Raw genomic sequence first — 25,368 nt, forward strand, 5'->3', positions numbered from 1 at the left:
ATCATTAACGCGTTGTCTTGATCATGCTGCTGGTGTCGCTACTCAGGGCTCGAACCCGAGCCTGGAGCGCAGCGAGGGCAGAGGGCGGAGTGGCCGCCGGCGGGATGACGATGCTGTGCGCCTGCAGAAGCGTCCTGATCTTCAGCAGGGTGCGGTGCATAGCGGTCCGGCTGCTGTCGAACAGCACGGCGAGGGGCTCTGCGGCCAGGGCAGCCCGCAGGTGAAGGACGGCTGCCAGGACCTGGTCGGGGAAGGCGAGCCGGGGCGGGCGGCCGCGCTTGACGTCGCCGTGGAGGGCCAAAGTGTTGGTGAGATCGCTCAGTTGCTGCCGGGACATGCCGGTCAGCGCGGGGTCAGACAGGAAAGCGGGGTCCCACTCCGGGGCCGGTTTGTGCGAAGCCCGGGGTGCTGGGCAGGGCTGGGGGTGCAGGGCATAGTTCCAGTCGCCGTGGAAGGCGTGTCGGGTCAGTGGCAGGGACGCCATCTCCGCGTCGCCGACCTGGACTCCGGTGGGGTAGACGTTGGTGTCCAACTCGGCCATGACACGCAGTCCGGTGCGGGTGGTGGTCGCGGCGATGGACTGGACAATGACTTCATGGCTGGTCAGCGGGCGGCCGCGCCAGTTCATGGTGATGTGCGAGAAGAGCCGGTGCTCGATCTTGTTCCACTTCGATGTGCCCGGCGGCAGGTGGCACACGGTGATCGTCAGTCCTGTTTCGGCCGCGAGCCGGGCGAGTTCGAGCTTCCAGGCCCGGGTGCGGTAGCCGTTCGAGCCGCCCGCGTCGGCGGTGATGAGCAGTCGCGTCGCCTGCGGGTAGGCAGCCCGGCCCTGGCCGCACCACCAGCGGCGGATCGATTCCACCGCGAATGCGGCGGTGTCGTGATCAGTGCCCACGTTGACCCAGCCGGTGTTCGCCGCAAGGTCGTAGATCCCGTACGGGACGGCCTTGCCCAGCTGGGGGTCGGCGAAGTCATGGACGTTCACCGGCGCCGGATCAGCCGCAGGCCGCCACTGGCGGCCGTTGTTCTTGAACTCGCCGACGAGCTCCTTCTTCTTGGTGTCCACACTGATTACCGGCTGGCCAGCGTCCCGGTGATCACGGGCCTGCTCGTTGAGATAGCGGAACTGGGCATCTCGATCGGGATGTTGGCTTCCCTCGATGGTCTTGGCGTTGGCCTGCAGACTGAAGCCTTCCTCCCGCAGCAGGTCCGCGACGGTGTTCGCACTGACTTTGTGACCGGTCCGGGAGAGCTCTTGCGCCAACGTGCGGGTCGACTTCACCGTCCACCGCAGCGGCGACATCGGATCGCCTCGCTCGTCCGGCTCGACAAGCGCCAGGAGAGCCGGCCGTAGCCCCGGATCGAGATCTGCGACCCTCTTGCGGCCTCCGCCCGGCCGCCGCACCCGTCCCAGAGGCTCCTCGCCGGCCTCCAACTCGGACACGCCCTTGCGGACCGTGGTCTCACTCACCGAGGCCGACCGCGCGACGGCCCGAACGCCACCGTGTCCCAGCGCACGGGCCTCTGCGGCCATGAGCAGCCGTCGTTGCCGCTCATCCAGATGCGGGAACAACACCCCGAACTTCATGGTGACTTGGGCACAGATCTCGTCCGGAATGCGCATACCACATCAACGAGCCACGGAACGGGAAGCAACACCTTGATGATCTGCAAGCCCTAAGGGCGTGCAGAGAAGTAACTCGCGGGTTTTGAGACTTGACCTCGCAGGTCAGCGCGCCACGCGCCCGCATGTTGTTCTTCTGCGAGCCCTTAAGGGCTGTCCCGTAACTGATCTTCGTGCCGTCCATGAGGGGGTGGTGGGTTCATACTGATGACTTCGCCAGGAGGCCAGACGTCGCTCGTGGGCTCTCTTGAGCACCTGATCGCCGACAAGCCTGTGGAGGCCGATCCCACCGTGTGGACCGAACTGGTCGCTGCTCTGCCCGGCCCGGTGGTGTTCCATCCTCCAGCCTCGGAATCATCACTGCTCAGGTGCGCCGCAGTCCTGAGGCATCCGATGCCTGAGGCTACCGCTACTCCACCAATCACCAGGTCGTCATCGACGCCGACACCCTCCTGGTCGTCGTGATCGGCAAACCCCTGCCCGGCAACCGCAGCGACTGCAAGGCGTGGGCGGAATCCGGCGCGAAGGCCGCCGTGGGCAAGACCCTGACGATGGCTGACGGCGGCTATCCGGGCACCGGGCTCCTGATGCCCCACCGCCGAACCCCGGGCGAGGAGTTGTCCGAGTGGAAGCAGGAGCACAACCGCTCGCACAAGCAGGTCCGGGCCCGCGTCGAGCACGTCTTCGCCCGGATGAAGACATGGAAGATCCTCCGCGACTGCCGCCTCAAGGGCGACGGCGTCCATCACGCCATGTTGGGTATCGCCCGCCTGCACAACCTCAACCTCGCCGGATAAACGCCCGGTTCCCACATGAGCCGTGCGGGCTCCTGGCAGGACCGTCCCTTGAAATGGTCCAGGCCCAGGCCGTGCTTGAGTTCGCGGTAGTCGTGCTCGATGCGCCAGCGCGCCTTGGCCCGGCGGGCCAGTTCAGTGAGGGCGGTGTCAGCGGGCAGGTTCGAGAGCCAATAATCGGTGGGAGCCTCGGCGCTGTCAGGCCACTCAGCAAGGAGCCACAGATCGGGCAGCACGCCGTCCCACCAGCCCAGCTCCGAGGAGGCCCGGGATTTGAGGGGCCGCTCGATGGCTTTACCTGCCGGCCGGACGCGGATCGCGGCGAAGCGGGAACGCATCGGCCCGCGGGTCCCCTGCCGCCACGTCACTTTGGTGAACGCCCCGCATCCCAGGCCGGCCGCGTGAGCGGCCAACGAGGGCGCGGGCTGGCGGTAGCGGGGTTGCGGCCAGCAGCCGTTGATCCCTTTACGGGGCGGTGCTGTGGGGGTCGCGGTGAAAGGATGGGCCGTGATATCGGAACGGACGGACAGCACATAGTGCAGACCCCGCTCGTCGAGCGCAGTCCGGAATCGTGCGTTGGTTCCGTACGCGGCATCGGCCACGATCACCCGTGGGGTCAGGTCCCAGGCGGCGAGTTCGTCAAGGATGTCCAGGGCTAGCAGCCATTTCTCCCGGTGCCCGACGTCCTCGGGAACGCGCGCCTGGGCCCGCTGTTTTACGAGCCGTCGCAGACAGTCCTCCCGCAGGGCCCGCGCCCCGTGGGGTGGTGTCGGGGCGCTGTGGCATGAGGGTGTTCCTCGGTCTCGGTGGTGGGGCGGCTACAGGACTACGAGCAGGGCGCCGGCACCCGCACCGAGCTGCGCTGGGACGAGGCGAACGGACTTTGCCCGTCGGCCGCCCGGTGGACGACTACCCCGGGCGCCCGGTCCGTCGCGTTGTACGCGCCCGGCTGGTCGAGCCGGGCCGGGGCTGGGCCGAAGCATCGGCGTTGTGGCTCACCGCCGAGCAGCAGCAGCGCCAGGAGCTGCGGATTCCCTTGCGACCGTCGCGGTCGTCGTCGCGGCGGTCCTGACCGGGGGCGCTGTCCCGCGTCCCCCTGTCCGTACCGTGAATGAATGGCTCCGCACCTCCCCGGTGCGGAGCCGTCGTTATTTGTTCTGTCGGTTCACTCCGGGCGGGTGGAGAGACGGAGCAGCACCGCCGAAGGGGCCGACGGGAGGGAGACGTCGAGCGTCGCGGCCTCCGGGTCCCACGTGGCTTGCGCCTTGGTGGTGGAGGGGTACAGCACGTCGACGCCGACCCGGGCGCCGCGAAGGGTCGGGAACGGGAGAACGGCCGACTCGTCGGAGTCGTCACCGGGACGGCGCCACACGGTGACGTACGTGGTGTCGGGTGTGTGCAGAGCCAGGGCGATCCACGGGTCGTACCAGCCGGGGAGGCCCAGCGGCCAGGCGGGGACGGCGGTGGCCAGGTCACCGCGGATCGTCTTGTGGACGGCGACCGCCTCGTGCGCCAACGTGAGGGCATCGGGGGCGAGTTCGGGGAGGAGGCCGGAGAGGTGGATGCGGCCGAGGAGGGCGCTGGCCATGGTGAAGGCGACCTCGTCGAGGGAGTCGTCGGGCAGCGGGTAGGCCCACACCGCCCCTTGTTCCGGCGTGACCGCGGTGGGTGCGGCCGCCGCGATCGGGGCGTACAACTCCAGGTTCTGCTGGTCGCTGGTGGAGTGCAGCTGGACGCGCGAGAGAAGGGCGTAATCGGCGCGCTTGCCGCCGGAGGCGCAGCTCTCCAGGACGAGGCCCGGGTGGCGGTCCAACACGCCGTCCAGCCAGTCGAGGAAGGCGCGGTTGTGGCCGAGCAGGCCGTCCGCCGGGGCCTCACCGGGGTGACTGCTGGTGCCGGAACCCGCGTCCACGTTGTAGTCGAGCTTGAAGTAGCCGACGCCGAAGTCGGCGACGAGCCGGTCCACCACCTCGTCCAGGTGGGCGCGGGCGGCGGGGTGGCGCAGGTCGAGGTGGAAGCGGCCGTTCGCGTTGACGCGGGCGCCGTGGCGGTGGAAGAACGCCTCGTCGGGCAGGGTGTCGGCGATCGGGCTGTGCACGCCCACCACTTCGGGTTCCAGCCACAGTCCCGGCACCATGCCGCGCTCCCGGATCCGGTCCATGACCTCCCCCAGGCCGCCCTCGCCGGGAAAGCGGGAGGGGGCAGGCTCCCACGCGCCGACGGTGGTCCACCAGCCGCCGTCCCCGTCGTCGTACCAGCCGGCGTCGATGACGAAATACTCGGCGCCCGCCTCGGCGGCGGCGTCGATGTGCGGCAGCAGGCGGGCCGTGGTCGGGTCGCCCATCAGGCAGTTCATGTAGTCGTTGAAGATGACGGGAAGGTGCTGGTGGTCGGGGTGCGGGCGGCGGATCGCCCGCCGGTAGCTGGTGAGCGCGGCGAACGCCCCGTCGATGCCGCCGGTCTCGGCGAGAGCGAGCGCGACGGGAATGGTGGTGAAGCTCGCCCCCGGCTCAAGACGGTGCGACCAGCCGTGCCGGACACTGGTGGGGCCGGACAGGGACAGGAATCCCGTGTCCATGTTCTCCCCGCAATCCCACTGCCAGCCACCGCCGTTGGTCTCCAGCTGCCACAGCCACGTACAACCCGACGTGCGGTCGCTCAGCGCGCCCATCGGCAGATGACCGCCGCTGGAGCAGGAACCCTTCCCGGCGATGGTCAACGTCCCCGTGCGGTAGGACTGGTGGACGCGGCCGCTGATGTCCGGGACGGCCTCGCGCAACGGGCGCCGCTGCCAGCGGTGCTCGTCCATCCAGTCGCTCTCCGCCCACAGCAGGTCCGCGGTCACCAACTGCGCCGGGTCCATGGTGAGGACACCGAGGACAAGGGAGGTGACCGACTCCAGGTCGAGCGGGTTACTCCCCCCGTTGCGCAGCTCCACGTGTGCACGCAGGACCGGGATGCCGTCGGGCGAGCGGTAGACCACGTCGGCGGCGAGGTCCGTCTCGGGGTCGTGCAGGCGGACGGTCAGCTGGTGCCAGTCCCCGTCGCGCCGGGCGTCGTGGCTGAGGTAGCGCAGCCGTTCACCGACACTGTCGACCAGGCGCCGGCTCGACGAGTCCGGGCCCTGGGCGCCCACGACGGACCCGACCAGAGGCAGCGACTCCCTCGAACCGGCCAGCCTGGGCACGGCATCGGGGGCGCCCAGGTGACGGAGTCGCGGACGGCCGTCCTGGTCGGCGTCGATGATCAGGCGCAAGGCGTCGTGGCCCCAGTCGAGGAGGACGCGGGTGTCGATCATGATGAGTGTTCCTTCGCTTCTTCGGTGTCAGCGGCCGGTGTGCGCGGCGAACGCCCGGCCCGCCTGCGCCGGTACGGCAGCCGGCCGCACGGGGGTGCTGGTGATGTGGACCGGCTGTCCGGCTTCGGCCGCGACGAGCAGCGCCTCCATGACCTCCAGGACGTGATAGGCGAGGCAGCCGTCCGCGCGGTGCGGGGTGTCGGAGGCGTGGGCGGCTGCCAGGTCGGCGATGCCGTAGCCGCGCTCGGCGCCCGGGTAGCCGCCCCGCACGGGGACGTCCTCCCAGTCCTTGGTCTCCGCGTCGGCCAGGAAGAGGCGCACCGGGCCGTCGAAGTGGTTGGGGTCGGGGACGGACAGTGAGCCTTCCGTTCCGTAGATCTCGATGTGCGGCAGGCCCGCTGCCCAGACGTCGAACGACATCACCAGCGTCGACAGCGCCCCGCTCGCGTGCTCCAGAACGCCGGTGACGTGCGTGGCCACCTCCACCGGGAATGTGGTGCCCGCGCGCGGACCGTGGCCGACGGTGCGCTCGGACCGCGAGGCGGAGGTCATGCCGACCACCTTGCGCACCGGACCGAGCAGGGTGACGAGCGCGGTGAGGTAGTACGGCCCCATGTCGAACAGCGGGCCGCCGCCCGGCCGGTAGTAGAACTCCGGTGCCGGGTGCCAGAGTTCAGGGCCGGGGACCGTCATGAAGGCGGTCGCGGCGACGGGTGTGCCGAGTTCCCCGCCGTCCAGCACCGCGCGGGCGGTCTGCACGCCCGTGCCCAGGACGGTGTCCGGCGCGCAGCCCACCCGTACCCCCGCCGCTTCGGCCGCGTCGAGGACGGATCGGGCCTCAGCCGTGGTCGCGGCCAGGGGCTTCTCGCCGTAGACGTGTTTGCCCGCGGCGATCGCGGCATGGGCGACCTCGGCGTGGGCGGCGGGGACGGTCAGGTTGAGGACGAGGTCGACGTCGTCGGCCGCGCACAGCTCTTTGACGGTCGGGGCGCGGGCGCCGGGGACGGTGGCCGCGACGGCGCGGGCGCGGGCCGCGTCCAGGTCGGCGACGGCCGTGACCCTCAGATTCGCCAGCGTGGGGAGGGTGCGCAGATAGGCGCCGCTGATCTGTCCGGCGCCGACCAGCCCGATCCGCAGGGCTGTGGGGCGTTCCGTCAACGGGTCGCCCATGCCATGCCCTTCCGGATCATCGTGTCGACCTCGGGAACCTCCAGGTCGGCGTAGTTGTGTCCGAGGGTGGTGACGAACACCCGGCCCGCGCCCCAGTGCTTGGTCCAGGTGACCGGCACCGGCGTGCCGACGAGTTCGGGATGGTCGGGATCGGGGCCGTACCCGGCGACGGCGAGTACCTCGATCGCAGGATCCACGTGCAGGTAGTACTGCTCGGTGGTGACGGTGAAGGGTGCGATCCCGACCAGCACCGGATGATCGTCCTTTCCCGGCACCGGACGCACCTCGAAGGTCGTGAACTCCCGTGCGTGGTGCACGAACTGGCCGCCCGTCATTATCTGATAGCGGGTCTCGGCGCGGAACGCGTCGACGATGCCTCCGTGCCAGCCGGCCAGACCGGTCCCCGCCCGGACGGCCCGGCTCAGGCCCTCCGCCTGCGGGCCGGTGATCTCGCCCATCGTCCAGCACTGCACTACCAGGTCCGTGGCGGCCAGCAGCTCCTCGTCGAGGTAGCTGTCGAGCGTGCCGGAGACGGTCACTGCGTAGCCGTCCGCCTTGAGTGCCGTGACGTAGCGGTCGGTGGCGGCCACGGGGACGTGCCCGTCCCAGCCCCCGCGGACGACCAAGGCCTGCTTGACAGACGTCACAGGCTGCTCCCGGGGGCATCGGTCAGGTCCACGTCCACGGGAGCCTGGGTAACGGCGGGCACGAGCCATATGGCGAACGCGTGGGCCAGATCGCGGCCGGGCACGGTGCTGAGGGGGGCTGTCACGCTTCTTCGTCCTGACAGCTCAAATCGCCTTTGTTGCAGGGTACTTGGTGGATGCGAGCGTGACGTTCCGTGGGTGACCATGGTGTCTCCTCAAGTGCGGATGCCGTGGGGGCGCCAGGAAGTCCGGGAGAGCTCCCAGGAGATGGCGGTGTGGAAGTCGGCGCGTCAGGGGGTGGGGGAGCGCAAAAGGGAACGCTCCGCGCTGTTCGATATTACGAACTATGGTCGAAACGTCGAGCATCAAAATGATAGGAGCCCCGTGGATAACATCAACCCCTTGAGCGATGCCGTCGGGGGAGTTGGCTCGTGGGTGCTGAAACCACGGGTGGTGTCCCGGCCCAGTTCCCTGGACGGTCCCGACACGCAGGTCGCCCCCTCGTCCTGCACGACGAACCCGGTGGTTCCCGGCCGCTCGGCGAAGATGCGGTCGAGTGCCTGGGCGGTGCTCTCGTACGTGCCCTCGCAGGGGCGGTGCAGGAAGCGCAGGCCGCGCTGTCCGGCCCGCTCGGCGAACCCTGCAAGGGTGCGTTCGGCGTACCCGGCGTGCCGTTCGTAGATCCCGGGAGCCGGTGGTAGCCGAGTTCGGCCACGGAGCGCTGCACACGGCGCCGGGGCGCGTCGGACACTGAGGTCCTGCCGTTGAGCACGTAACTTACGGTGCTGGTCGAGACGCCCGCGCGCCGGGCCACGTCGGCGATGGTCACCATGGTGGTGTCTCGGCTTCCTTCCTGTCGGCCGGGGCGGCCCTTCCCCCGAGGGAGAGCGCGAGAGTGTCGAAGCGCTTCACTTCGCGATGCAAGTTAATGAGGTCTTTCCAGCGAAACAAGGGGTTGGACTAAAAGAAACCTTCTTCATCTCGGGCATTGACACCTGATCAGGGGCGATGACAGCGTCGAAGCGCTTCACCACTGTTTTCCTGTCCCACTCGTTGAGGGGTCTCTCCCGCGGGTTCTGCCTTCCTGCCCGACGCCGGCCGGCCGCCGTTCCGCGATCCCGCTCACCCGCAGGTGAAGCGCGTCGACGACCTGCTGCAACGGAAGCGGTGGTGGATGGCGCGCGAGCGGCCGGTCAGCCGGCACGCGGCGCCGATGCCGACGTGATCCTTCAACTCCTCGACCAGCTCGGCGAGATGGGGCTCGAAGAGGTCCTTCAGTCCTCGCTCTCGGAGAGCAGTCCAAGAGCTTGACCCCTTTTCCCAGCACGTCCAGCGCGGCGTCCCGCTTCTCCACCTCCTTCTCCAGCCGGGCGATCTTCCGCTTGAGCCGCTCGACCTCGGCGGCCTCCGGCGCCCGCTTCGGACGCACACCGTGGTGCGGCGGTCGGCCAGCGCGCCCAGAACTCCGGCGTCCCGCGCGGCCCGCCACTCCTTCACGTGGGAGTCGTACAGGCGCTCACGCCGCAGCACGGCGCCCTTCTCGCCCTTGGGGGCGGCGTCCGAAAATGTCATCCATGCAGATCAGGAGCGTCATCGACGGTGCGGCAGGAGCGTCGACTCCGGATACCGGTCCGGCCCGACACCGTGCTGCGCTGGCACCGCGACCTGACCAAGCGGCGTCACGCCGCACCTGCCGGCCGAAGAAGCCGGGCCGACCACCCACGGTCCGCTCGATCCGCAGACTGGTCCTGCGTCTGGTCCGTGAGAATGCATCGTGGGGGTATCGCAGGGTGCACGGCGAACTCGCCACCCTCGGCATCAAAGTCGCCGCCTCCACCGTTCGGGAGATCCTCACCTCCGAGGGCATCGACCCAGCGCCGACCGGGCCGCCATCACTTGGGCCGACTTCCTGCGCTCCCAGGCCGACGCTCAACTGGCCTGCGACTTCATTGAGACCGTCACTCTGACCGGACAGCGCCAGTACATCCTCGCCGTCATCGAGCACGCCACCCGTCGCATCCGCGTCCTCGGCACCACTGCCCACCCCACCGCAGCATGGGTCAGCTGGAACATGGAGGACGGCAAGCTCAAGTACCGCATCGAGCGGCCCAACTACCTTGAGGCGCCGCGCCGAGCTTCTCGCCGTAGGTGTTGCCGTCCTGGTTCTGCCAGGTAATGTCCGTGCCCGCGATCTTGTCGAGCTGCGTGTAGTACGCGCAGTTCCCCTTGGGCGCCGCGCCCCACAAGGGAGACATGATCTTGAGCGGGGCGCCGGTGCCCAGCTTGTCCGGCACCGAGGTGGTGAGCGCGTCGGGATCGACCTTGCTGGTGAACCCGGCGGCCGAGCCGTTCTTCGCCGGGATGTCCGGCTCAGCGACCGAGCTGGCGACGAAGGCCGGCAGCAGCTTCTTGGCCGCCTTGTCCGAGGTGGCCCCCTCCCGCTTACCGCTGTCGGAACTTCCGCAGGCGGTCAGGAACGAGGCACCACCGGCGGCCGCCGCGGCGGCGACAGTGGCGGCGGCGAGAAAGCTTCTCCGGCTGGGGGCCCGGGGACCGGGAACCGGCGACGAGTTCGGCGTCATTGTTCAACCCTTCGTGGCGCGACACTGCGGAACGAGCAGCGGGCAGGAGTACAAGGATTCGAAGCGCTTCGATAGCGCAGCGAGGTCAAGGGACCACCTGTGGGGCCACAAGACTCACGTCAACTTTCCCTGAGACCATAGGAGAGTGGGAGGTTGACGGGGTCTTCTGCGGGTCTGCGTGAGCTTGGGTGAACGCCTTGACGTCTGGGTCGGGGCGACGGAACATCGAAGCGCTTCGAACCTCGACTCATCTGCTCCCGCACCACCTCCAGCTCGACCTCCAGGTCTTCTCCCTGCTTCGCATCCTGCTTCTCCTCCTCAAGGGATCTGAGTACGTGACCGAAAGCTCGCCGCCCCTCTTCCGCGACCCCACCGCCGCCCTGGACCAGCGCGTCGACGACCTCCTCTCCAACCTCACACTCGACGAACGCATCGCATTCCTGCACCAGTTCACCCCCGCGGTGGACCGTCTCGGTCTCGCCGCCTTCCGCACCGGGCAGGAGGCACTGCACGGTGTGCCCTGGATGGGGCCCGGCGGCGGTCTTCCCGCAGGCGGTCGGCCTCGGCGCGACCTGGAACGGCGGCCTCGTCCGCCGGGTCGGCGACGCCGTCGCCCAAGAGACGCGGGCGATGCGCGCACGCGACGACCGGGTGGGGCTCAACGTGTGGGCGCCGACGGTCAGTCTGCTGCGGCACCCGCTGTGGGGCAGGAACGAGGAGGGCTACGCCGAGGACCCGCACCTGACGGCGGCGATCGCCACGGCGTACACCCGCGGCCTACGCGGCGACGACCGGCGTACTGGATGACGGCCCCCGTCCTCAAGCACTGGCCGGCCCACAACAACGAGACGGACAGGTCGACTTCGTCCTCCTCGGTACGGCCGAGGGTCCTCCACGAGTACGACATGCGCGCCTTCCGCCGCCCCGTCGAGGCCGGCGCCGTGGCCGGGGTGATGCCCGCGTACAACCTCGTCAACGGGCGGCCGAACCATGTCTCGCCGTACCTGCGCCTCGGACGGCGTGCCCATGTTCGCCAACGAGCATGTTCACAGCCTCCGCTTCCTCACCACCGAGGAGGCCGCGGCTCTGTAACCGCCGGCGCCCGGCCCCGGCGTCTTCCGCAGGCGACGAAGGGGCCGACCGCACACCTTTGACACCGGCAACGAGCGGGTCGGTCGCGTCCACCAGTTCCTCGACAGCTGTCTCGAAGGCTCCGTACGGGGAGGTGCGCAGCCTCCCTTCACCCGGGTCTCTTGACGGCCTCCCCTCCAGGTACCCCCCCCAACTCTCTTACCGATACAGAATTCTCCCGAGCCCCTTGGAGCCTCCATGTCCACCGTTACCGCCATCGTCGACCTCGACATCGAGGGCCCGACGATCAGCCGACATCTCTATGGTCACTTTGCCGAGCACCTCGGCCGCTGCATCTACGGCGGCTTCTGGGTCGGGGAGGACTCGACGATCCCGAACGAGGGCGGCATCCGCCTTGACGTCGTCCAGGCGCTGCGTGCCCTGAACATCCCCAACCTCCGCTGGCCCGGCGGCTGTTTCGCCGACGAGTACCACTGGAAGGACGGCATCGGCCCCCGCGACCGGCGCCCCCGGATGGTCAACACCCACTGGGGCGACGTCGAGGAGAACAACCACTTCGGCACCCACGAGTTCATGGCGCTGTGTGAACTCCTGGGCACCGAGCCCTACATCAGCGGCAACGTCGGCTCCGGCACCGTGCAGGAGATGAGCGAGTGGGTCGAGTATCTGACCCGAGACGGCGACAGCCCCATGGCCAGGCTGCGCAGGGCCAACGGCCGCGACCAGCCGTGGCACGTGAAGTTCTGGGGCATCGGCAACGAGACGTGGGGCTGTGGCGGCAACATGCGCGCCGAGTACTCCGCAGATCTGGCCCGGCAGTACGCCACGTACTGCCGCGACCACGGCGACAACAAGCTGTACCGCATCGCCTCGGGCGCGACCGGCGACGACTACAAGTGGACCCGCACCCTGATGGAGCAGATCAACTGCTTCGGCTGCGAGGCCACCCCGCGCACTTTCTTCCAGGGCATATCCGTCCACCACTACACGGTGCCCGGCACTTGGGAGGCGAAGGGCAGCGCCACCGACTTCGACACCGACGACTACTACCGCACCATGGCCTCGGCCCAGCGGATCGACCGTATCCTCAGCGGCCACTCCACCGTCATGGACATCTACGACCCTGGCCGCAGGGTCGGCCTGGTCCTGGACGAGTGGGGCACCTGGTGGGACGTGGAACCGGGTACCAACCCGGGCTTCCTGTTCCAGCAGAACACCATGCGCGACGCGCTGGTGGCCAGCACCCACTTCGACATCTTCCACAAGCACGCGGCACGCCTGTACATGGCGAACATCGCGCAGACCGTCAACGTCCTGCAGGCCATGATCCTCACCGACGGCGACGCGCTGGTCCTCACCCCCACCTACCACGTCTTCGAGATGAACAAGGGCCACCAGGACGCCACCTCACTCGCCGTGCACCTGCGCACCGAGGATGCCCGGCGCCGGGTGGGGGACGCCGAGCTCGACACGCTGTCCGCCTCGGCCAGCATCAAGGACGGCGCGGTGCTGATCTCAGTGTCCAATCTGGACGCCGAGGAACCGGTCGAGGTGACACTCGACCTGCGCGGGGGAGCGGTCGGCGAGCCGACCGCTCGTCTGCTGAGCGCGGACAGACTCCAGGTCCACAATTCCCCGGACTCGCCCGAGGCGGTGGTTCCGCGCCCGTTCGACGGCGTGAAGCCAACAGGTCAGGGGCTCGTTCTGACGCTGCCTCCCCACTCGTTCGTCACCGTCCAGGCCCCCGTGGCCCGCGCGCACTGAGGAGCCGTCATGACGAGCCGGACGCCCGACATCGCCGTGGGGACGGTGATCCACGGCGACACCGTGGCGTCCGGCACCGCCATCTCGCCCGACCCTTCGGGGCGTTCTTCGAGGACCTCAGCCATGCGGCGGACGGCGGCCTGTACGCCGAGCTGATCCAGCACCGTTCCTTCGCGTACAGCCGCGCCGACCGGCTTGATTGGCATGCCCTGACCGCGTGGGAGGTACGGGAGCGGGAGGGCGCCGCCGGGGCGGTCGCCGTGTCGGCTGAGGCTCCGTTGCACCCGGCCAACCCGCAGCACGCCGTCCTGCACACCACGGCCACCGGCACGGCCGCCTCGGCGCCGGGCCTTGTTCTTTATCTACCAAGATCTTCCAGGCTTGCCGATGGCCTTGAGGGTCTCCGGGCGTTTGACGGTCTTGCCGACGTCGTAGCGGGGTGCCCGGTGTTTGTTCTTGGCGCCGGGTGGCCGTCCGGGGCCTGCGCCTCTGGGTTTGGGAACTCGGGTCGGGCAGGCGAGGTGGGCGCGGATGTTCCTGAACCCCCGTCGGACCCGGGCCGGGGTGAGCCGGTAGAGGGTGGCGGGTTTCTCCCAGGGCCGGCGGAGGTCTTCGGCGAGGGGCCGGGCGAGCCGGAGCTGGGTGTGGGCGACGATCAGGAGCCAGGTCCAGCGGTCCGCAGCCTCGGGAGTACGGAGTTTCGGGGTGGTCCAGCCGAGGGTCTGTTTCGCGAAGCGGAAGGTGTGCTCCAGGTCGAAGCGGCGGAGAAATGCCTGCCAGAAACGGTCCACGTCGTCCGGGGTCGCACCGGTCTTCGAGGACCATAACCACACCGGCGGGGCGTCCCGGTCCTTCGACAGGTGCTCGACCTTCAGTCGGATCAACGTGCCCTCGACCAAGGGCAGTTCGCCGTCGTGGTCGAGCCATGAGGAGCGGTGGGTGAGCCGGGGGTGGACCCGGTCCCACGCCTGGGTTTCGGCCTTGCCGTAGTTGCTGGTGTCCGTGACCGTGGTGATCGCGGGCTCGGGCCGCGTCTCCGGCTTGGTGAAGCGGAACTCCGGGCCGTGCTTGGGTGGCCGGCCACTTGTCCCCGGTCGGCGGGGCGGCTTCGGCAACCGCATGACCCGGTCGGACCGCACTCTGCCGACCAGTTCGACGGGCAGGTCACGCAGGACCCAGGCCAGGCGGGTGACGTCGTAGCCGGCGTCGCTGACGATCACGATATGCGGGTCCCCGGTCTGCCACTGGCCCGCGGTGACGAGCCGCTCCACGACGCCCCGCAGTTGAGCGGCGGTGATCGCGGTCGCGTCGTCCGCCGGGCCGAGCCGGGCCACGTCCTGGACCGCGGTCCTGGACGTGGCGCCCGGCTCCAGCACGGCCACGAAGGAGTAGGGCCAGCCCGGAATGAACTGCGACGCCGTCTTCGCGCGGCCGTATACGTGGCAGAACAGCCGCTCGGCCGAGCACGGCGCGTCCGAACGGAGCCACGGCGAGACATCGACGGCAAGGACCAGGCGCCCGCCGTCGAAACGTGGCAGCGACAGCCGGGCCAGCACGGTCCGCAGCCGGCCGATGTCGATCCGGCCGTGGTTCAGACCGCCGTACATCGCTCCATGCCCACGACGATGCTCGGGCAGCAGCGTCAGATCCACCGGGGACTTCACCGCCCCCTCCGCACACAGCACCGCGTCGGTGAGTTCGAACAACTCGTCGCGCCGAGCGGTCAGACACTCGTGGAACTCGCCCCGGAAGCGTGACGCTTCCGCGAACGCTTCCCTCCGGACAGCATCAGGCAGCAGACTCACCCTCACGGCCTTCTTCTTGGTCACGTGCACCTTGGTCGGAGCACAGGATCAGACGAAGGCCGCCCCCACGTCCGGTGAATCCCCAGGTGAGCGACCCAGTTCGAGACACCGTTCGAGACCGGAAGAAAAAGAACAAGGTGAGTGCCCGTTTCTAAACCTCACATATGGATCTTTGGGCGGGTCTAGTCTGGGTTGGTGGCCGAGATCAACGGGCCTGTACGGAGACGGCGTTGTCCGGGTTGCGGTGACTGGCTGAGGCCGGATGCCGGGCCGCGGGCGGTGTTCTGTTCGGGGGTGTGTCGTTCCAGGCAGTGGCGCAGACTGCGGCGGGTGAAGCTTCGTACGGCCGCACTGGAGAGGGACGAGGGCCGGCGGGTGTGCCGGGTGTGCGGGGCGGTCTGGGTGGCCGGGGTGGATCACCGCAGCAACGCGGTGTACTGCTCGGCGAAGTGCCGTCGGAGAGCGTGGGTGGTTCGGAAGGAGCCGTTCGTCCAAGCGTCCGGATGAACGCTTCCGCGAACGGTTCATGTGTCCGATTTGCTTTCGAATGGTCAGTTGCTGTCATTGCTGGTGTTGGATCTCGAAGTGGGTTGACTCTGGCGGGAGTTGGGCCGGGGTGTTGTCTCCGGTGGTCCGGTCTGCCGGGCCCTTGCCCCTTGAGGGATCGTGAGGCGTCATGCCCACCGCCGTGATCGGCCACATAACCCGCGAGCGCAACGAGCAGTTCATCGGCGCCGACCGGGAGCTGGTCGGGCAGATGCAGCGCATCCAGTTCACCATCGGGGACCACGCGCTGGAGATCGAGCCGATGCAGCCGAACGGCGGCGCGCATCCGGCCGCCGGCGAGGACCTGGGCGGAGTCGATGCCTCGTTGCAGATCTAGGGGAACCGACGAAATGCTGCGCGTCAGGTGACGGAATGAGTCTGGCCGGCCGATCCCTCAACCGTTGCCGGCGGCGCAGAGCTGGTGGTCGATGAGCCTGTCCATCGCGTGGTCGGTGGCCAGCCCGTCCGGGGTGCCGTCGCCGCTGACCGCCACCACTGCGGTGCGGTGCCCGTCGGGGGTGGAGCCGTCACGAGTGGTGTAACCGGGCATGTCGCCGCCGTGGCCCCAGTAGCCGCCGCCGCAGCTCAGCGGGATCCACATCATGCCGAGGCCATAGCGGGCACCGGGCCACTCCTCGGCCAGGGCCGGGGCCGGGACGGTTGACTGCATTTCGGCGAGCTGATCCGGTGGAAGCAGCCTGCCGCCGATCAGCGCGGACCAGAAGCGGACCAGGTCACCGGTGGTGCTGACGACCGCCCCGGCCGCACCGGCTGCGGTCGGATTGAACGCCGTTGCGTCGATCGCCTCGCCCGAGCCGAAGTTGGTGTAGCCGTGCATGCGCGGCCCCGGGATACGCGGCGACGTGCCTGGCGCGATGGTGCGGTGCAGGCCCAGCGGCGCGCTGATCCGTTGCTCGACCTCGTCCTGCCAACTCCGCCCGGTGATCCGTTCGATGATCATCCCGGCCAGGATGTAGTTGGTATTGGAATACTCCCACCTGGTTCCGGGTGCAAAATCCGGGGCATGGCGCATGGCGATGGCCACGAGCTGCCCGCTGGTCCAGGTGGTGTACCGCTGGGCGAGGAAGTTCTCCTTGGTGTCCATCTCCGGGAAGTCCGACGTGTAGTTGAACAGTCCGCTGGTGTGCTGCAGCAGCTGCCGGACAGTGATCCGGGAGCCGTCGTTGCCGTTGCCGTCAACCACCCCGGGCAGCCACCGCTCAACCGTGTCGTCAAGGGTGAGCTGCCCCTCGCCGACGAGTTGGAGGAGCACCGTGGCGGTGAATGCCTTGGTCGCGCTGCCGATTCGGAACCGGTCGCCTGTCTCTACCGGCGTGCCCGCGGCGGTATCCGAGAGTCCGGCCGTAGCCTGCTCGCGCGCGTTCCGTCCGGCCACTTCGGCCAGCACCCCGACCGTCCCGGTCCGCTGCACCGAGTCCACCTGAGCATGCAGCCCTCCTGCCTGGGATGCGTCCGCCGGGTCCGAGGCCAACACGATTCCAGCCAGCACGGTGGCGGCCGACAAGGCGGCGGTTCGGCGGCAGGTCCGTATACGCATACCGAGTCTCCCTCTGCGTAGGGGCATCAGGCACCCACGCTAGGACTCCCGTCCTGCCCCCACGATGGGGCTGACCCGCCGAAGCCCATGGGGCAAACCCCCGGTCCCCGCCGGCATGCGGATGACCAGGAACTATACGAAGGGTCACAGGGAATCTCCGTGCTTCAACGCGGGATCTCGACGCGACGCAAGCCGAGTTTCAGCAGGTCAGCGAATTCCGTCGGTGCCCCATCTACTGCCGCCGCGAGCCGTCCAGCTCGCGGGCAGGCGCCGAGCGCCGCCAGGCTGGCGCTCCTGCGGCGCAACCGGCTCGGCGGCGACACGCCACCGGTAAGACTGCCGCACGGCCAAGACCGACCAGGACGGTCTGCACGCCAATGCGCAGCACGTTCGCGGTGATGCGGGGCGGGGCGAGGAGTTCGCCAAGCGGCGTGATGCAGGCGACGCGCGCTGCGTTCGCGGGGGAGAGGGCTGTCATGGTTCAGCCGCTCCGCACGGCCGAACCGGCCGATTGGACGGCGGCGGACGGTTCTACTGCCTCTTCGCTTGGATCAGGCACGCGGAGGTAGGCGGACCGCATGACGTTGCTTTGGCGATCTGGGGTGTTGGCGTGCATCCCGTCGAGGACGTCGCGGTGCTCCCGCAGCGGGCTGAGCAGGGACTGGTCGAGGAACCGCCGTGCCAGGGCGGCGTACCGGTGCGTGCCGGTGCGGTCGGCGAGGTCAGCCAGAACCTCGCACATCCCGCCGAACTCCGTGCGGAGCATGGCTTCGTGGTGGGGCCACCAGCACATCGGGTCCGAGTAGGAACTGGTCGTCGATGTCCCAGGCGTGCCCGTCGTCGGGGAAGTCGAAGAACAGCGGGCGCATCGGCGGGGCGCCGGTGCGGTGGGCGTCCTCGGACAGTCGCGTCAGGTACGGGCGCAGGCGCTCGCGCAGCGACAGGTGGTCGCGGAGGATGCCGTACGCCTCTTCGCCGTAGGACCAGACCTCGTTCGGGCCGCCGGTCGCCTCCGTGCACAAGTCGGGGTAGTGCGGCAGGCGGTCCCCGTGCAGCCGCATGACGGGGCTGAAGGTGCCGAACTGGAACCAGCGGATCAGCAGCTCGCGGTATGCGGGATCGTCCGGGTCACGCCGGAGAAACCGCCGATGTCGGTGTTCCACCAGGGGATACCGCTCATCGCGACGTTCAGTCCGGCCCTGATCTGGCGTGCGAGAGAGCCGAAAAGGGATGTCGCCGGACCACAGCGCGGCTCGACCATCGGCATCGACCCGTTCATGGCCCTGGTCGCCCAGGCCATGAGCCTTACGCGAGCGCCAAGCGGGTGCTCTGGGGCGTCGACAACGGCTCCTCCCAACGTGGAAACAAAGCCGCCGACCGCCTGACCAAGGCGTTCCCGAAACGCGGTCCTCATTCACTCCCCGGTGCACGCCTCCTGGCTGAACCAGGTGGAGATCTACTTCTCCGTTGTGTAGCGCAAGGTCGTCTCGCCCAACGACTTCACAGACCTCGTCGAGGTCCGGGAACGGCTCCGAGGGTTCGAAGACCGCTACAACGTCACAGCACAGCCGTTCCAGCGGAGGTTCACCACCTCCGACCTGGACAGTCTGGGCCAGCCTCGACGGACACACCTCGGATCACCCAGAAGAATCCTCCACCACCCCGGAAACGTGATCAACCCCGACGGACTTACGACGCAGACCACTATCGTGGGTTTTATGGATCACCATGTCGAGACCACTGCCCGCATACGTCACGACGAGCACTGCGCTCGATGGGACGTGTTCGAGATCGAGCTCGACGGACCGTCACACGGCAACCCGTTCACCGATGTCGAACTCGGCGCAACATTCAGCGACGGGCAGCGCGAGCTGCGCGTCGGCGGCTTCTACGACGGAGACGGAACGTACCGGATCCGATTCATGCCCGACATCGAGGGATCCTGGACCTTCGTCACATCGTCCACCGCACGCTCGCTTGACGGCCTCTCCGGCGACTTCCTGACCGGGCCGGCCGCTCCGGGCCTCCACGGTCCGGTGCGGGTGGCCGAGCGCCATCACTTCGCGTACGCCGACGGCACTCGGTACCTGCCGATCGGAACCACCGCGTACGCCTGGACGCACCAGGTCGAACGCCTGCGGGCCGCAACCCGGCGCACGCTGGCGGCAAGCGGCTTCACCAAGGTGCGGATGTGCCTGCTGCCCAAGGCGTATGCCTACAACACCGACGAGCCCGAGCTGTACCCGTTCCCCGGCTCTGTGGCGGCCGGCTGGGACACCACCCGCTTCGACCCCCGGTTCTTCCGCCGCTTCGAGGAAGAGGTGCGCGCGCTGCGGGAGCTGGGGATCGAGGCGGACGTCATCCTCTTCCACCCCTACGACCGGTGGGGCTTCGCCCAGCTCGGACGCGACGCCGACGACCGGCTGACGCGGTACGCCGTCCGGCGGCTGTCGGCGCTGTCGAACGTGTGGTGGTCGATGGCCAACGAGTACGACCTGGTGGAGGCCAAGAGCGAGGCCGACTGGGAGCGTCTGGCCGGCATCGTGGCCGAAGAGGACCCGCTCGGTCACCTGACCTCCATCCACAACTGCGGCCCGTTCTACGACTACGCGAAGCCGTGGATCACCCACTGCAGCATCCAGCGGGTCGACGTCTACCGCACCGCGGAGAACACCGACACCTGGCGGCAACAGTGGGGCAAGCCCATCGTGATCGACGAGTGCGGGTACGAAGGCGACATCGACCAGGGCTGGGGGAACCTCACGGGTGAGGAACTTGTGCGGCGCTGCTGGGAGGGCGCAGTGCGTGGCGGGTACGTCCAGCACGGCGAGACCTACCTCAACGACGCCGAGGAACTGTGGTGGTCCAAGGGCGGCGAGTTGGCCGGGACCAGCCCTGAACGCATCGCGTTCCTGCACCGCGTCATCCGCGAGTCCCCCACCAGCGTCTTCGACCCCCTGCCCTCCGACTGGGATGCCCCCCGCGGCGGGGTCCAAGACGCGTGCGAACTCATCTACTTCGGCTTCAACCGCCCACGGTTCCGGGACATCAGCGTGCCCGCCAACGGGCGCTACGCGATCGACGTGATCGACACGTGGGCCATGACGATCGACCGTGTCGGCGTGACGGCGGACTCCAGCGCGCGCGTGGAGCTGCCGGGTCACCCGTACATGGCCGTCCGTCTGACCCGTTTGCCGGACGACGCCGACACGGGGGAATCCGGGGAGGCACCGTCGGCGCTCACCTGACCCGTGGCGCGGGTTGGCCTTACGAAACCCGACCCATCAGGAGACCGAGAGGCACCCCCATGCCCGACAAGGATACCTGCGACGACAAGCGGATCAACGTCATCACCGACGTGGCCGCCGTCGTCTCCAGCGCGGACAGCCAGGCGCTGCCCGGCATCCATGCCCGCCTCAAGCGGCTTCGCCTGCTGCCCGGGCAGCACCTGGTCGACGGCGGCTACACCTCCGTCGCCGGTATGGACGCCGCCGCCCGCCTCCACCGCGTCACCCTGGTCGGGCCGCTTCCCTCCAGCACCTCGCCGCAGCACCGGGCCGAGGATGGCTTCGGCAGGGAGAACTTCGTCATCGACTTCGCCCAACGCGAGGTCACCTGCCCCAACGGGCAGGTCAGCGGCAACTGGCGGGACCTTCCGGTGGCGGAGCCGACATCGGTGGTGGTCCGGTTCGACGCCCGCCAGTGCTGCCGCTGCCCCGAGCAGGTCGCGTGCACCCCGGGCCCGTTTCGCAGCCCGAACCCACGGCAGGGATCATCGACCGCATTGCCCCAGGGCAGGACTCTGGCCTGCAGTTTCTGGCAGCAGCCACCTTCGGGGATCTCGACTCAGAGCAGTCCCTAACGGCGGAACCGCCAGAAGTTCTGGGTTACGGAGAACACGATCGAACTCTCGCCACTCGCAGGCGTCAGATTGCTCTGCAGGTCGTACGTCTGTGTGCTGATACCCGTGCCGACGTTGCAGGTCTGGCAGACCCGAACATCCGCGAGCAGACGCGCAAGAACATGGACGCGGTGGGCATCCCTCCGGCAGCGGTCGCCCGCGCGGTGGCCTTCGCCATCGAGCAGCCCAGCGACGTCGAGATCGGCGAGATCAACGTTCGCCCCACCGTCCAGGCGTGACACTTGCCGTCACCGGTCAAGTGACACGGCCGTCGGCCGCTTGCACAACGCCACTGTCTGGCCGGGCGTCCCGACGAGCAGAACACAACTCCGGACCTGGCTCCCGGTCTCAACGGGAGCGACGCCTCCTGGTGAAGTGAGTCCCAGAGCGGTCAGCCTGCCTTGCCGTCCTTGCCCGCCGGGTCGTGCTTGTCATAGCCGAGATGGTCGGTGACCTCGCCCTCCAGGGCGGACTCCAGAACCGCCTTGGTCAGCTGCTGCAGCAATCCTCCCCCGCCGGTCAGCTGCAGCCCCTTGCCGAAGGCCTGCGCGACGAGCTGGTCGATCAGTTTCTGCTCGACCGTCGCGGCCTCCGGCGCCGGATCCACCTGGTCGGCAGCGGCCACGAACTCGGTCACGGTGTCAGTCACTTGATGTCTCTTCCATGATCATCAATTACACCGGTGAGCGTACAGACCCGTGTTGGAGCGTCGTTGCTCGCGGGACGCATGCTGATCAAGCTTGCAGGGAGCAAGCACGGCCTCCCTGCGCTTCTGCAAGGCTGCCGTGCTCGCTGCTGGGAGGCGCTCGGAGAGTCCGGTCCCTCGTCAGCTCCAGGGAGACGCGGTGAGCCAACTGGTGTCCTCGGCCCAGGACGCCGTGGAGTCCCAGGCGTTGGACCCGCCATTGCTGGCTATGTAGCCCGTGTAGGCGTAGTGGCGGATGTACTTCGTCGGGTAGTTGACGGACTGCAAGGAGAGGCCGACCCCGCTGTTGCCATTAGTGGGGCAGAAGGTGGCGTCCTGCGCGAACAGGCTGCCGCCGTCGTCGGCGTCCAGGTAGAGCTGGAAGCCGGAGTGGCGCAGGAAGCGGCCGGGTGCATTGGCGGACTCGAAGGTCAGGCACGAGGTGTTGGCCTGGCCGGCGCGGACGATCCAGGTGGCGTCGCCCTTGTCGGTGGCCGAGCTGGAGGAGTTGATGGCGGAGATGACGACCTTGTTGTCGGCGTCGTTGTGGCGCAGGTAGTCGGAGGTGCAGCACGCGGTGGTGGCCTGCAGGGAGATCCGGGAGCCGGGGGTGGGGGCGCTGGTCGAGGCGGTGCTGTAGCCGACGGCGGTGATGTTGGCCTGTACGGCGTTCTCGGTGGCGTCCGAGGGGTAGCCCGAGGTCATGACCCCCTCATAGAAGGTGCCTGCGGAGGAGGCGCTGTTGTCGCCGCCGATGCCGAGGATGATGGCGCCTTGCTTCTGCATCGGGTTGTAGCCGGAATCGTTGGGGCGTACGCCGCTGTAGTAGGTGGACAGGCTGCCCGACTGGGCGTTGCCGCCGCGGATGGCCCACTGGTTCGGCCCGCCCTTGACGATGGCGGTCACGAACCGGTTGTTGATGCTCGGGTCGCCCGCGTTGAAGCCGCGGTTGACGCCGGAGAACAGGCCGTTCTCCAGGTCGGCCATGATCCAGGGGCCGTTGCCGCTGCCGTAGCCCCAGTCCTTGCTGTTGCCGAAGTAGATGGCCTCCATGGTGCCGTTGCCGTCGTCGATGCCGTCCGTCTCGGCGTTGCCGTAGTCGAAGCAGCAGCCGCCGTTGAAGTGCGTGCCGTCGAAGATCGCGTACATCCCCTCCGGCTGGTCGCCGGTCGCGATGCCCGAGGTGTGGTTGTTCCGGTAGCCGGTGCCAGGGGCCACGTAGACGCCGTACGCCTTGTGGCCGGCGACCGTGACCGGCGCGTCGACGGCGTTGGCCAGGTTGTCCTTCCCACCCTCGGCCGGCCCGGGCCAGTAGCCCCCGGGTGCCTGGGTGAGGTTGTTGCCCTTGCCGGACTGGTCGTAGATGACGGTGATGACGCAGCTGGTGCCCGCGCAGAAGGAATCCTGCGCGGCGGCGTCGGCGTACCCGCCGACGCTCAGCACGCCGATGTCCTTGGTCGTGTTGTCGGAGGCGCGCCTGACCTGGTACAGCGGGCCGTTGTACGCCGCGTACAGGGCGCGGGTCGTGCCGTGCGCCGCGACGCACGGCGTGCCGCCCGCCGCGTAGATGTCGCAAGGCCCCTGGGTGGCGGCCTGCGAGGTGGTGGCCGTGGCAGTGAGCAGGCCGGCGGTGAGCGCGGCGGTGGCGCCGGCCGCGAGGAACGCGCGTCTGACGCTGCGCATCCACTGTCGCTTGATCATGAAGAACTCCTTCACCGGGTGGCGGGTGATGTGAGTCCGGTGCGGATTCGGCTGGATCCGCACCGGAGTGGGGGCGGACTGCTCGTCAGCTCCAGGGGGCGGCGGCGAGCCAGCTGGTGTCCTGGTCCCACGACGACGTGGCGTCCCAGGCGTTGGTACCGCCGTTGCTCGCGATGTAGGCGGTGAAGGCGTAGTGGCGGATGTACTTGGCCGGGTAGTTGAGGGACTGCAGGGAGTAACTGGTGCCGCTGTTTCCTGGTTGCGGGCAGAAAGTGGCGTCGGCGGCGAACTGGGTGGTCCCGTCGTTGGGGTTGAGGTAGAGCTGGAACGCGGAGTGCCTGAGGTACTTGCCGGATGTGTTGGCCGACTCGAAGGAGACGCAGTTGCTGTTGGCCAGGCCGGGCCTGACGATCCAGGTGGCGTCGGCCTTGTCGGTGGCGGAACTGCCGGAGGTCACCGGCGCGATCGCGACCTTGTCGTCGCTCGCGTTGTGCTGCAGGTAGTCGGTGGTGCAGCAGGAGGTGGTGGCCTTCAGCGAGAGCCTCGCGCCCCGGGTGAAGGGGGTGGTGGTGCCGGTGACATAGCCGGCCGCGGCGATGTTGGCCTGGACCGCGGCGTCGGTGGCGTCGGAGGGGTAGCCCTGGACCATGGCGCCCTCGTAGAAGGTCCCCGCACTGTCGTTGTTGTTGGTCTGGCAGCAGTCGCCGCCGCTGCCGAGGATGATGGCGCCCTGCTTGTGCATCGGGTTGTATCCGCTGGGCAGTGCGCCGCTGTAGAGCTGGGTCAGGCTCCCGGACTGGGCGTTGGCGCCCTTGATGGCCATCTGGGTGGTGCCGTTGTTCTTGAGCATCGCGGTGACGAAGTGGCTGGTCTCGGCGACCTGGCCGGGGTTCCACGTCGTGCTGCCGCCGGAGAACAGGCCGTCCTCCAGGTCCGCCTGCACCCACGGTCCGGTTCCGCTGCAGCCGCCGAACCAGCACGAGGTGCTGAAGTTGATCGCGTCCATGGCGCCGTTGCCGTCGGCGTGGTGGTCGGTCTCGCTGTTGCCGTAGTCGAAGCAGCAGCCGTTGTTGACGTGGGCGCCGCTGGTGACCATGTACTCGCCCTCCGGCGAGCTGCCGGTCGGCACACCCGAGCCGCCGGCGAAGTAGCTGTTGCCGGGGTTGATGTACAGCGCGTAAGCCTTCTGGCCGCCTACGGTCAGCGTTTCGGTGTTCGCGGTGGCGGCCGTGTCGGCGCCGCCGGTCCCGCCGGGTCCCTGGTAGACCAGGGTGTTGCCGCTGTTGCCGGTCTGGTCGTAGACGCGGGTGATGGTGCACGTGGTGCCCGCGCAGAACGAGTCCTGCGCCGCGGCGTTGGCGACGCCTCCGGCGGACAGTACCCCGATGTTCTGCAACGCGCTGTCCGACAGCCGCTGCACCTGGTAGAGCGGGCCGTTGTAGGAGGCGAACAACGCGCGGGTGGTGCTGTGCGCCGCGACGCACGGCGTGCCGCCCGCCGCGTAGATGTCACAGGGCCCTTGTGTGGCGGCCTGCGAGGCGCCGCTGAAGGCGACAAGGCCGGCGAAGGCGAGCGCCACTGCGGCTAAGGAGACAACCAGCCCCCGGTGCAGTCGTCGGAACGTGAATGGCTCAGGCACCATAAACCCCCTTGTTCATCGATACGGGGACAGCGATCCGCGCCCCGACGCGTTGGCGGTGGACAAGCAGCAGCGGGCCCAGCAGGGCGAGCAGCGTTCTCACGGTTCGGTTCAGCTCTGTTCCTCCGGGCTCGGCCGGTCTGCTCGGCCGAGCGTCGTGGCGAGGGACCAGTGTTCGAAATGACGAACGTCGTGCGGCACTTCGAGCAGAAGATAGGTTTCTGCCATGGCTCCGTCAATGTTTCCGACAGGTTCCGCTCCGTTTGTTGTGCCGCTCCACTCCGAGGGGGCGTTTGATCTAGGTGAATTAACCCTTATTTACTGGTAAGTGCCTCGCCAGGTTGGGGTGGTCGCGTCCGATCGCGTGGCGGAGGCTGAGGCGCTGGCCAGGGTGGACGTAGAGCGGGGCGTGCGGCTACTCGAAGCTCTCGCCACCGACCCCACCCTGGATGTCGGATCCCGCGGGGAGGCGGCCAGCGCGCTGGCCAGGGTAGACCCTGTGCGGGGACATCCTCTGGTCATTGAGATCACACTCGAAATCGCGGGCGGCTACTACTAACTG

General features: G+C 68.6%; 17 protein-coding genes and 9 pseudogenes. 8 read left to right on the forward strand and 18 right to left on the reverse strand.

Annotation, left to right across the window (positions count from 1 at the left end; translation table 11 throughout):
• Window positions 1–4: 4 nt before the first annotated feature.
• Window positions 5–1,624: an ISAzo13 family transposase gene (locus OOK07_RS41870; protein WP_266794579.1), complete on the reverse strand. Its 1,620-nt coding sequence runs from the start codon at window positions 1,622–1,624 to the stop codon at window positions 5–7.
• A gap of 404 nt (window positions 1,625–2,028) precedes the next feature.
• On the opposite strand from OOK07_RS41870, the pseudogene OOK07_RS41875 reads away from it, so the two are divergent.
• A pseudogene (locus OOK07_RS41875) lies at window positions 2,029–2,421 on the forward strand (transposase family protein); the annotation flags it as partial.
• 38 nt (window positions 2,422–2,459) lie between these two features.
• Here the strand turns inward: OOK07_RS41875 and OOK07_RS41880 are convergent.
• The 8 genes and pseudogenes from OOK07_RS41880 to OOK07_RS41910 form a co-directional block, all read right to left on the reverse strand.
• Window positions 2,460–3,188, reverse strand: a pseudogene (locus OOK07_RS41880) (IS701 family transposase); the annotation flags it as partial.
• A gap of 395 nt (window positions 3,189–3,583) precedes the next feature.
• Entirely contained in the window at window positions 3,584–5,716 is a 2,133-nt protein-coding gene (locus OOK07_RS41885) for an alpha-galactosidase (protein ID WP_266801792.1), read from the reverse strand.
• 27 nt (window positions 5,717–5,743) lie between these two features.
• A complete protein-coding gene (locus OOK07_RS41890) occupies window positions 5,744–6,886 on the reverse strand; it encodes a Gfo/Idh/MocA family protein (RefSeq protein ID WP_266801793.1) in 1,143 nt (380 codons plus the stop codon).
• Entirely contained in the window at window positions 6,871–7,533 is a 663-nt protein-coding gene (locus tag OOK07_RS41895) for a ThuA domain-containing protein (RefSeq protein ID WP_266801794.1), read from the reverse strand. The genes OOK07_RS41890 and OOK07_RS41895 overlap by 16 nt, the downstream gene beginning before the upstream one ends.
• The gene (locus tag OOK07_RS41900) at window positions 7,530–7,658 is read right to left on the reverse strand and encodes a hypothetical protein (RefSeq protein ID WP_266801795.1); all 129 of its coding nucleotides are present in this window, start codon (window positions 7,656–7,658) and stop codon (window positions 7,530–7,532) included. Before OOK07_RS41900 ends, OOK07_RS41895 begins: the two co-directional genes overlap by 4 nt.
• Before the next feature lie 369 nt (window positions 7,659–8,027).
• Window positions 8,028–8,225, reverse strand: a pseudogene (locus OOK07_RS43920) (LacI family transcriptional regulator); the annotation flags it as partial.
• 62 nt (window positions 8,226–8,287) lie between these two features.
• Window positions 8,288–8,365 (reverse strand): annotated as a pseudogene (locus OOK07_RS43925) (LacI family DNA-binding transcriptional regulator); the annotation flags it as partial.
• Window positions 8,366–8,655: 290 nt separating this feature from the next.
• On the reverse strand, window positions 8,656–9,105 hold the full coding sequence (locus tag OOK07_RS41910; protein ID WP_266801796.1) for a hypothetical protein: 450 nt from the start codon (window positions 9,103–9,105) through the stop codon (window positions 8,656–8,658).
• A gap of 27 nt (window positions 9,106–9,132) precedes the next feature.
• On the opposite strand from OOK07_RS41910, the pseudogene OOK07_RS41915 reads away from it, so the two are divergent.
• A pseudogene (locus OOK07_RS41915) lies at window positions 9,133–9,598 on the forward strand (integrase); the annotation flags it as partial.
• Window positions 9,599–9,659: 61 nt separating this feature from the next.
• Here the strand turns inward: OOK07_RS41915 and OOK07_RS41920 are convergent.
• Both OOK07_RS41920 and OOK07_RS41925 read right to left on the reverse strand, forming a co-directional pair.
• Window positions 9,660–10,115, reverse strand: a pseudogene (locus tag OOK07_RS41920) (twin-arginine translocation signal domain-containing protein); the annotation flags it as partial.
• Window positions 10,116–10,234: 119 nt separating this feature from the next.
• Entirely contained in the window at window positions 10,235–10,627 is a 393-nt protein-coding gene (locus OOK07_RS41925) for a hypothetical protein (protein ID WP_266802352.1), read from the reverse strand.
• On the opposite strand from OOK07_RS41925, the pseudogene OOK07_RS41930 reads away from it, so the two are divergent.
• The 3 genes and pseudogenes from OOK07_RS41930 to OOK07_RS41940 form a co-directional block, all read left to right on the forward strand.
• Window positions 10,547–11,125 (forward strand): annotated as a pseudogene (locus OOK07_RS41930) (glycoside hydrolase family 3 N-terminal domain-containing protein); the annotation flags it as partial. The gene OOK07_RS41925 and the pseudogene OOK07_RS41930 sit on opposite strands and share 81 nt — an antisense overlap.
• A 319-nt stretch (window positions 11,126–11,444) precedes the next feature.
• Window positions 11,445–12,971: an alpha-N-arabinofuranosidase gene (locus tag OOK07_RS41935; protein ID WP_266801797.1), complete on the forward strand. Its 1,527-nt coding sequence runs from the start codon at window positions 11,445–11,447 to the stop codon at window positions 12,969–12,971.
• A gap of 9 nt (window positions 12,972–12,980) precedes the next feature.
• Window positions 12,981–13,127, forward strand: coding sequence for a hypothetical protein (locus OOK07_RS41940; RefSeq protein ID WP_181867906.1), 147 nt, complete (start codon window positions 12,981–12,983; stop codon window positions 13,125–13,127).
• A 206-nt stretch (window positions 13,128–13,333) separates the two neighbouring features.
• On the opposite strand, the gene OOK07_RS41945 is transcribed toward OOK07_RS41940, so the two are convergent.
• Window positions 13,334–14,776 (reverse strand): NF041680 family putative transposase, encoded by a 1,443-nt coding sequence (locus OOK07_RS41945; protein ID WP_323183051.1) that lies wholly within the window; start codon window positions 14,774–14,776, stop codon window positions 13,334–13,336.
• 676 nt (window positions 14,777–15,452) lie between these two features.
• Here OOK07_RS41945 and OOK07_RS41950 point away from each other — a divergent pair.
• Window positions 15,453–15,659, forward strand: coding sequence for a hypothetical protein (locus OOK07_RS41950; protein ID WP_266801799.1), 207 nt, complete (start codon window positions 15,453–15,455; stop codon window positions 15,657–15,659).
• 57 nt (window positions 15,660–15,716) lie between these two features.
• On the opposite strand, the gene OOK07_RS41955 is transcribed toward OOK07_RS41950, so the two are convergent.
• From OOK07_RS41955 to OOK07_RS41965, 3 genes and pseudogenes are all read right to left on the reverse strand, one after another.
• Entirely contained in the window at window positions 15,717–16,880 is a 1,164-nt protein-coding gene (locus OOK07_RS41955; protein WP_266801800.1) for a serine hydrolase domain-containing protein, read from the reverse strand.
• A 481-nt stretch (window positions 16,881–17,361) separates the two neighbouring features.
• On the reverse strand, window positions 17,362–17,622 hold the full coding sequence (locus OOK07_RS41960) for a beta-L-arabinofuranosidase domain-containing protein (protein WP_266801801.1): 261 nt from the start codon (window positions 17,620–17,622) through the stop codon (window positions 17,362–17,364).
• Window positions 17,623–17,656: 34 nt separating this feature from the next.
• Window positions 17,657–18,133 (reverse strand): annotated as a pseudogene (locus OOK07_RS41965) (TIM-barrel domain-containing protein); the annotation flags it as partial.
• Between the two features lie 465 nt (window positions 18,134–18,598).
• On the opposite strand from OOK07_RS41965, the gene OOK07_RS41970 reads away from it, so the two are divergent.
• Both OOK07_RS41970 and OOK07_RS41975 read left to right on the forward strand, forming a co-directional pair.
• Window positions 18,599–20,128 carry a DUF5605 domain-containing protein gene (locus OOK07_RS41970; RefSeq protein ID WP_266801802.1) on the forward strand — a complete coding sequence of 510 codons (1,530 nt, stop codon included), beginning with the start codon at window positions 18,599–18,601 and terminating at the stop codon, window positions 20,126–20,128.
• Window positions 20,129–20,187: 59 nt separating this feature from the next.
• On the forward strand, window positions 20,188–20,742 hold the full coding sequence (locus tag OOK07_RS41975) for a hypothetical protein (RefSeq protein ID WP_266801803.1): 555 nt from the start codon (window positions 20,188–20,190) through the stop codon (window positions 20,740–20,742).
• A gap of 442 nt (window positions 20,743–21,184) precedes the next feature.
• Here OOK07_RS41975 and OOK07_RS41980 read toward each other — a convergent pair.
• The 3 genes and pseudogenes from OOK07_RS41980 to OOK07_RS41990 all read right to left on the reverse strand — a co-directional run.
• Window positions 21,185–21,349, reverse strand: a pseudogene (locus OOK07_RS41980) (IS256 family transposase); the annotation flags it as partial.
• A 258-nt stretch (window positions 21,350–21,607) separates the two neighbouring features.
• Window positions 21,608–23,167, reverse strand: a complete 1,560-nt coding sequence (locus tag OOK07_RS41985; RefSeq protein ID WP_266801804.1) for an alpha-L-arabinofuranosidase B — start codon at window positions 23,165–23,167, stop codon at window positions 21,608–21,610.
• Between the two features lie 85 nt (window positions 23,168–23,252).
• Window positions 23,253–24,809: an alpha-L-arabinofuranosidase B gene (locus OOK07_RS41990; protein ID WP_266801805.1), complete on the reverse strand. Its 1,557-nt coding sequence runs from the start codon at window positions 24,807–24,809 to the stop codon at window positions 23,253–23,255.
• Between the last annotated feature and the right edge of the window lie 559 nt (window positions 24,810–25,368).

Source organism: Streptomyces sp. NBC_00078 (assembly GCF_026343335.1).
In the GTDB taxonomy this organism is placed as follows: Bacteria; Actinomycetota; Actinomycetes; order Streptomycetales; family Streptomycetaceae; genus Streptomyces.

What these genes read in the sequence shown, in the direction of transcription:
- OOK07_RS41870 (WP_266794579.1), bottom strand. Translation starts at nt 1,624, where the DNA reads ATGCGCATTCCGGACGAGATCTGTGCCCAAGTCACCATGAAGTTCGGG.
- OOK07_RS41885 (WP_266801792.1), bottom strand. Translation starts at nt 5,716, where the DNA reads ATGATCGACACCCGCGTCCTCCTCGACTGGGGCCACGACGCCTTGCGC.
- OOK07_RS41890 (WP_266801793.1), bottom strand. Translation starts at nt 6,886, where the DNA reads ATGGGCGACCCGTTGACGGAACGCCCCACAGCCCTGCGGATCGGGCTG.
- OOK07_RS41910 (WP_266801796.1), bottom strand. Translation starts at nt 9,105, where the DNA reads ATGACATTTTCGGACGCCGCCCCCAAGGGCGAGAAGGGCGCCGTGCTG.
- OOK07_RS41935 (WP_266801797.1), top strand. Translation starts at nt 11,445, where the DNA reads ATGTCCACCGTTACCGCCATCGTCGACCTCGACATCGAGGGCCCGACG.
- OOK07_RS41940 (WP_181867906.1), top strand. Translation starts at nt 12,981, where the DNA reads ATGACGAGCCGGACGCCCGACATCGCCGTGGGGACGGTGATCCACGGC.
- OOK07_RS41950 (WP_266801799.1), top strand. Translation starts at nt 15,453, where the DNA reads ATGCCCACCGCCGTGATCGGCCACATAACCCGCGAGCGCAACGAGCAG.
- OOK07_RS41955 (WP_266801800.1), bottom strand. Translation starts at nt 16,880, where the DNA reads ATGCGTATACGGACCTGCCGCCGAACCGCCGCCTTGTCGGCCGCCACC.
- OOK07_RS41960 (WP_266801801.1), bottom strand. Translation starts at nt 17,622, where the DNA reads ATGTGCGAGGTTCTGGCTGACCTCGCCGACCGCACCGGCACGCACCGG.
- OOK07_RS41970 (WP_266801802.1), top strand. Translation starts at nt 18,599, where the DNA reads ATGGATCACCATGTCGAGACCACTGCCCGCATACGTCACGACGAGCAC.
- OOK07_RS41975 (WP_266801803.1), top strand. Translation starts at nt 20,188, where the DNA reads ATGCCCGACAAGGATACCTGCGACGACAAGCGGATCAACGTCATCACC.
- OOK07_RS41985 (WP_266801804.1), bottom strand. Translation starts at nt 23,167, where the DNA reads ATGATCAAGCGACAGTGGATGCGCAGCGTCAGACGCGCGTTCCTCGCG.
- OOK07_RS41990 (WP_266801805.1), bottom strand. Translation starts at nt 24,809, where the DNA reads ATGGTGCCTGAGCCATTCACGTTCCGACGACTGCACCGGGGGCTGGTT.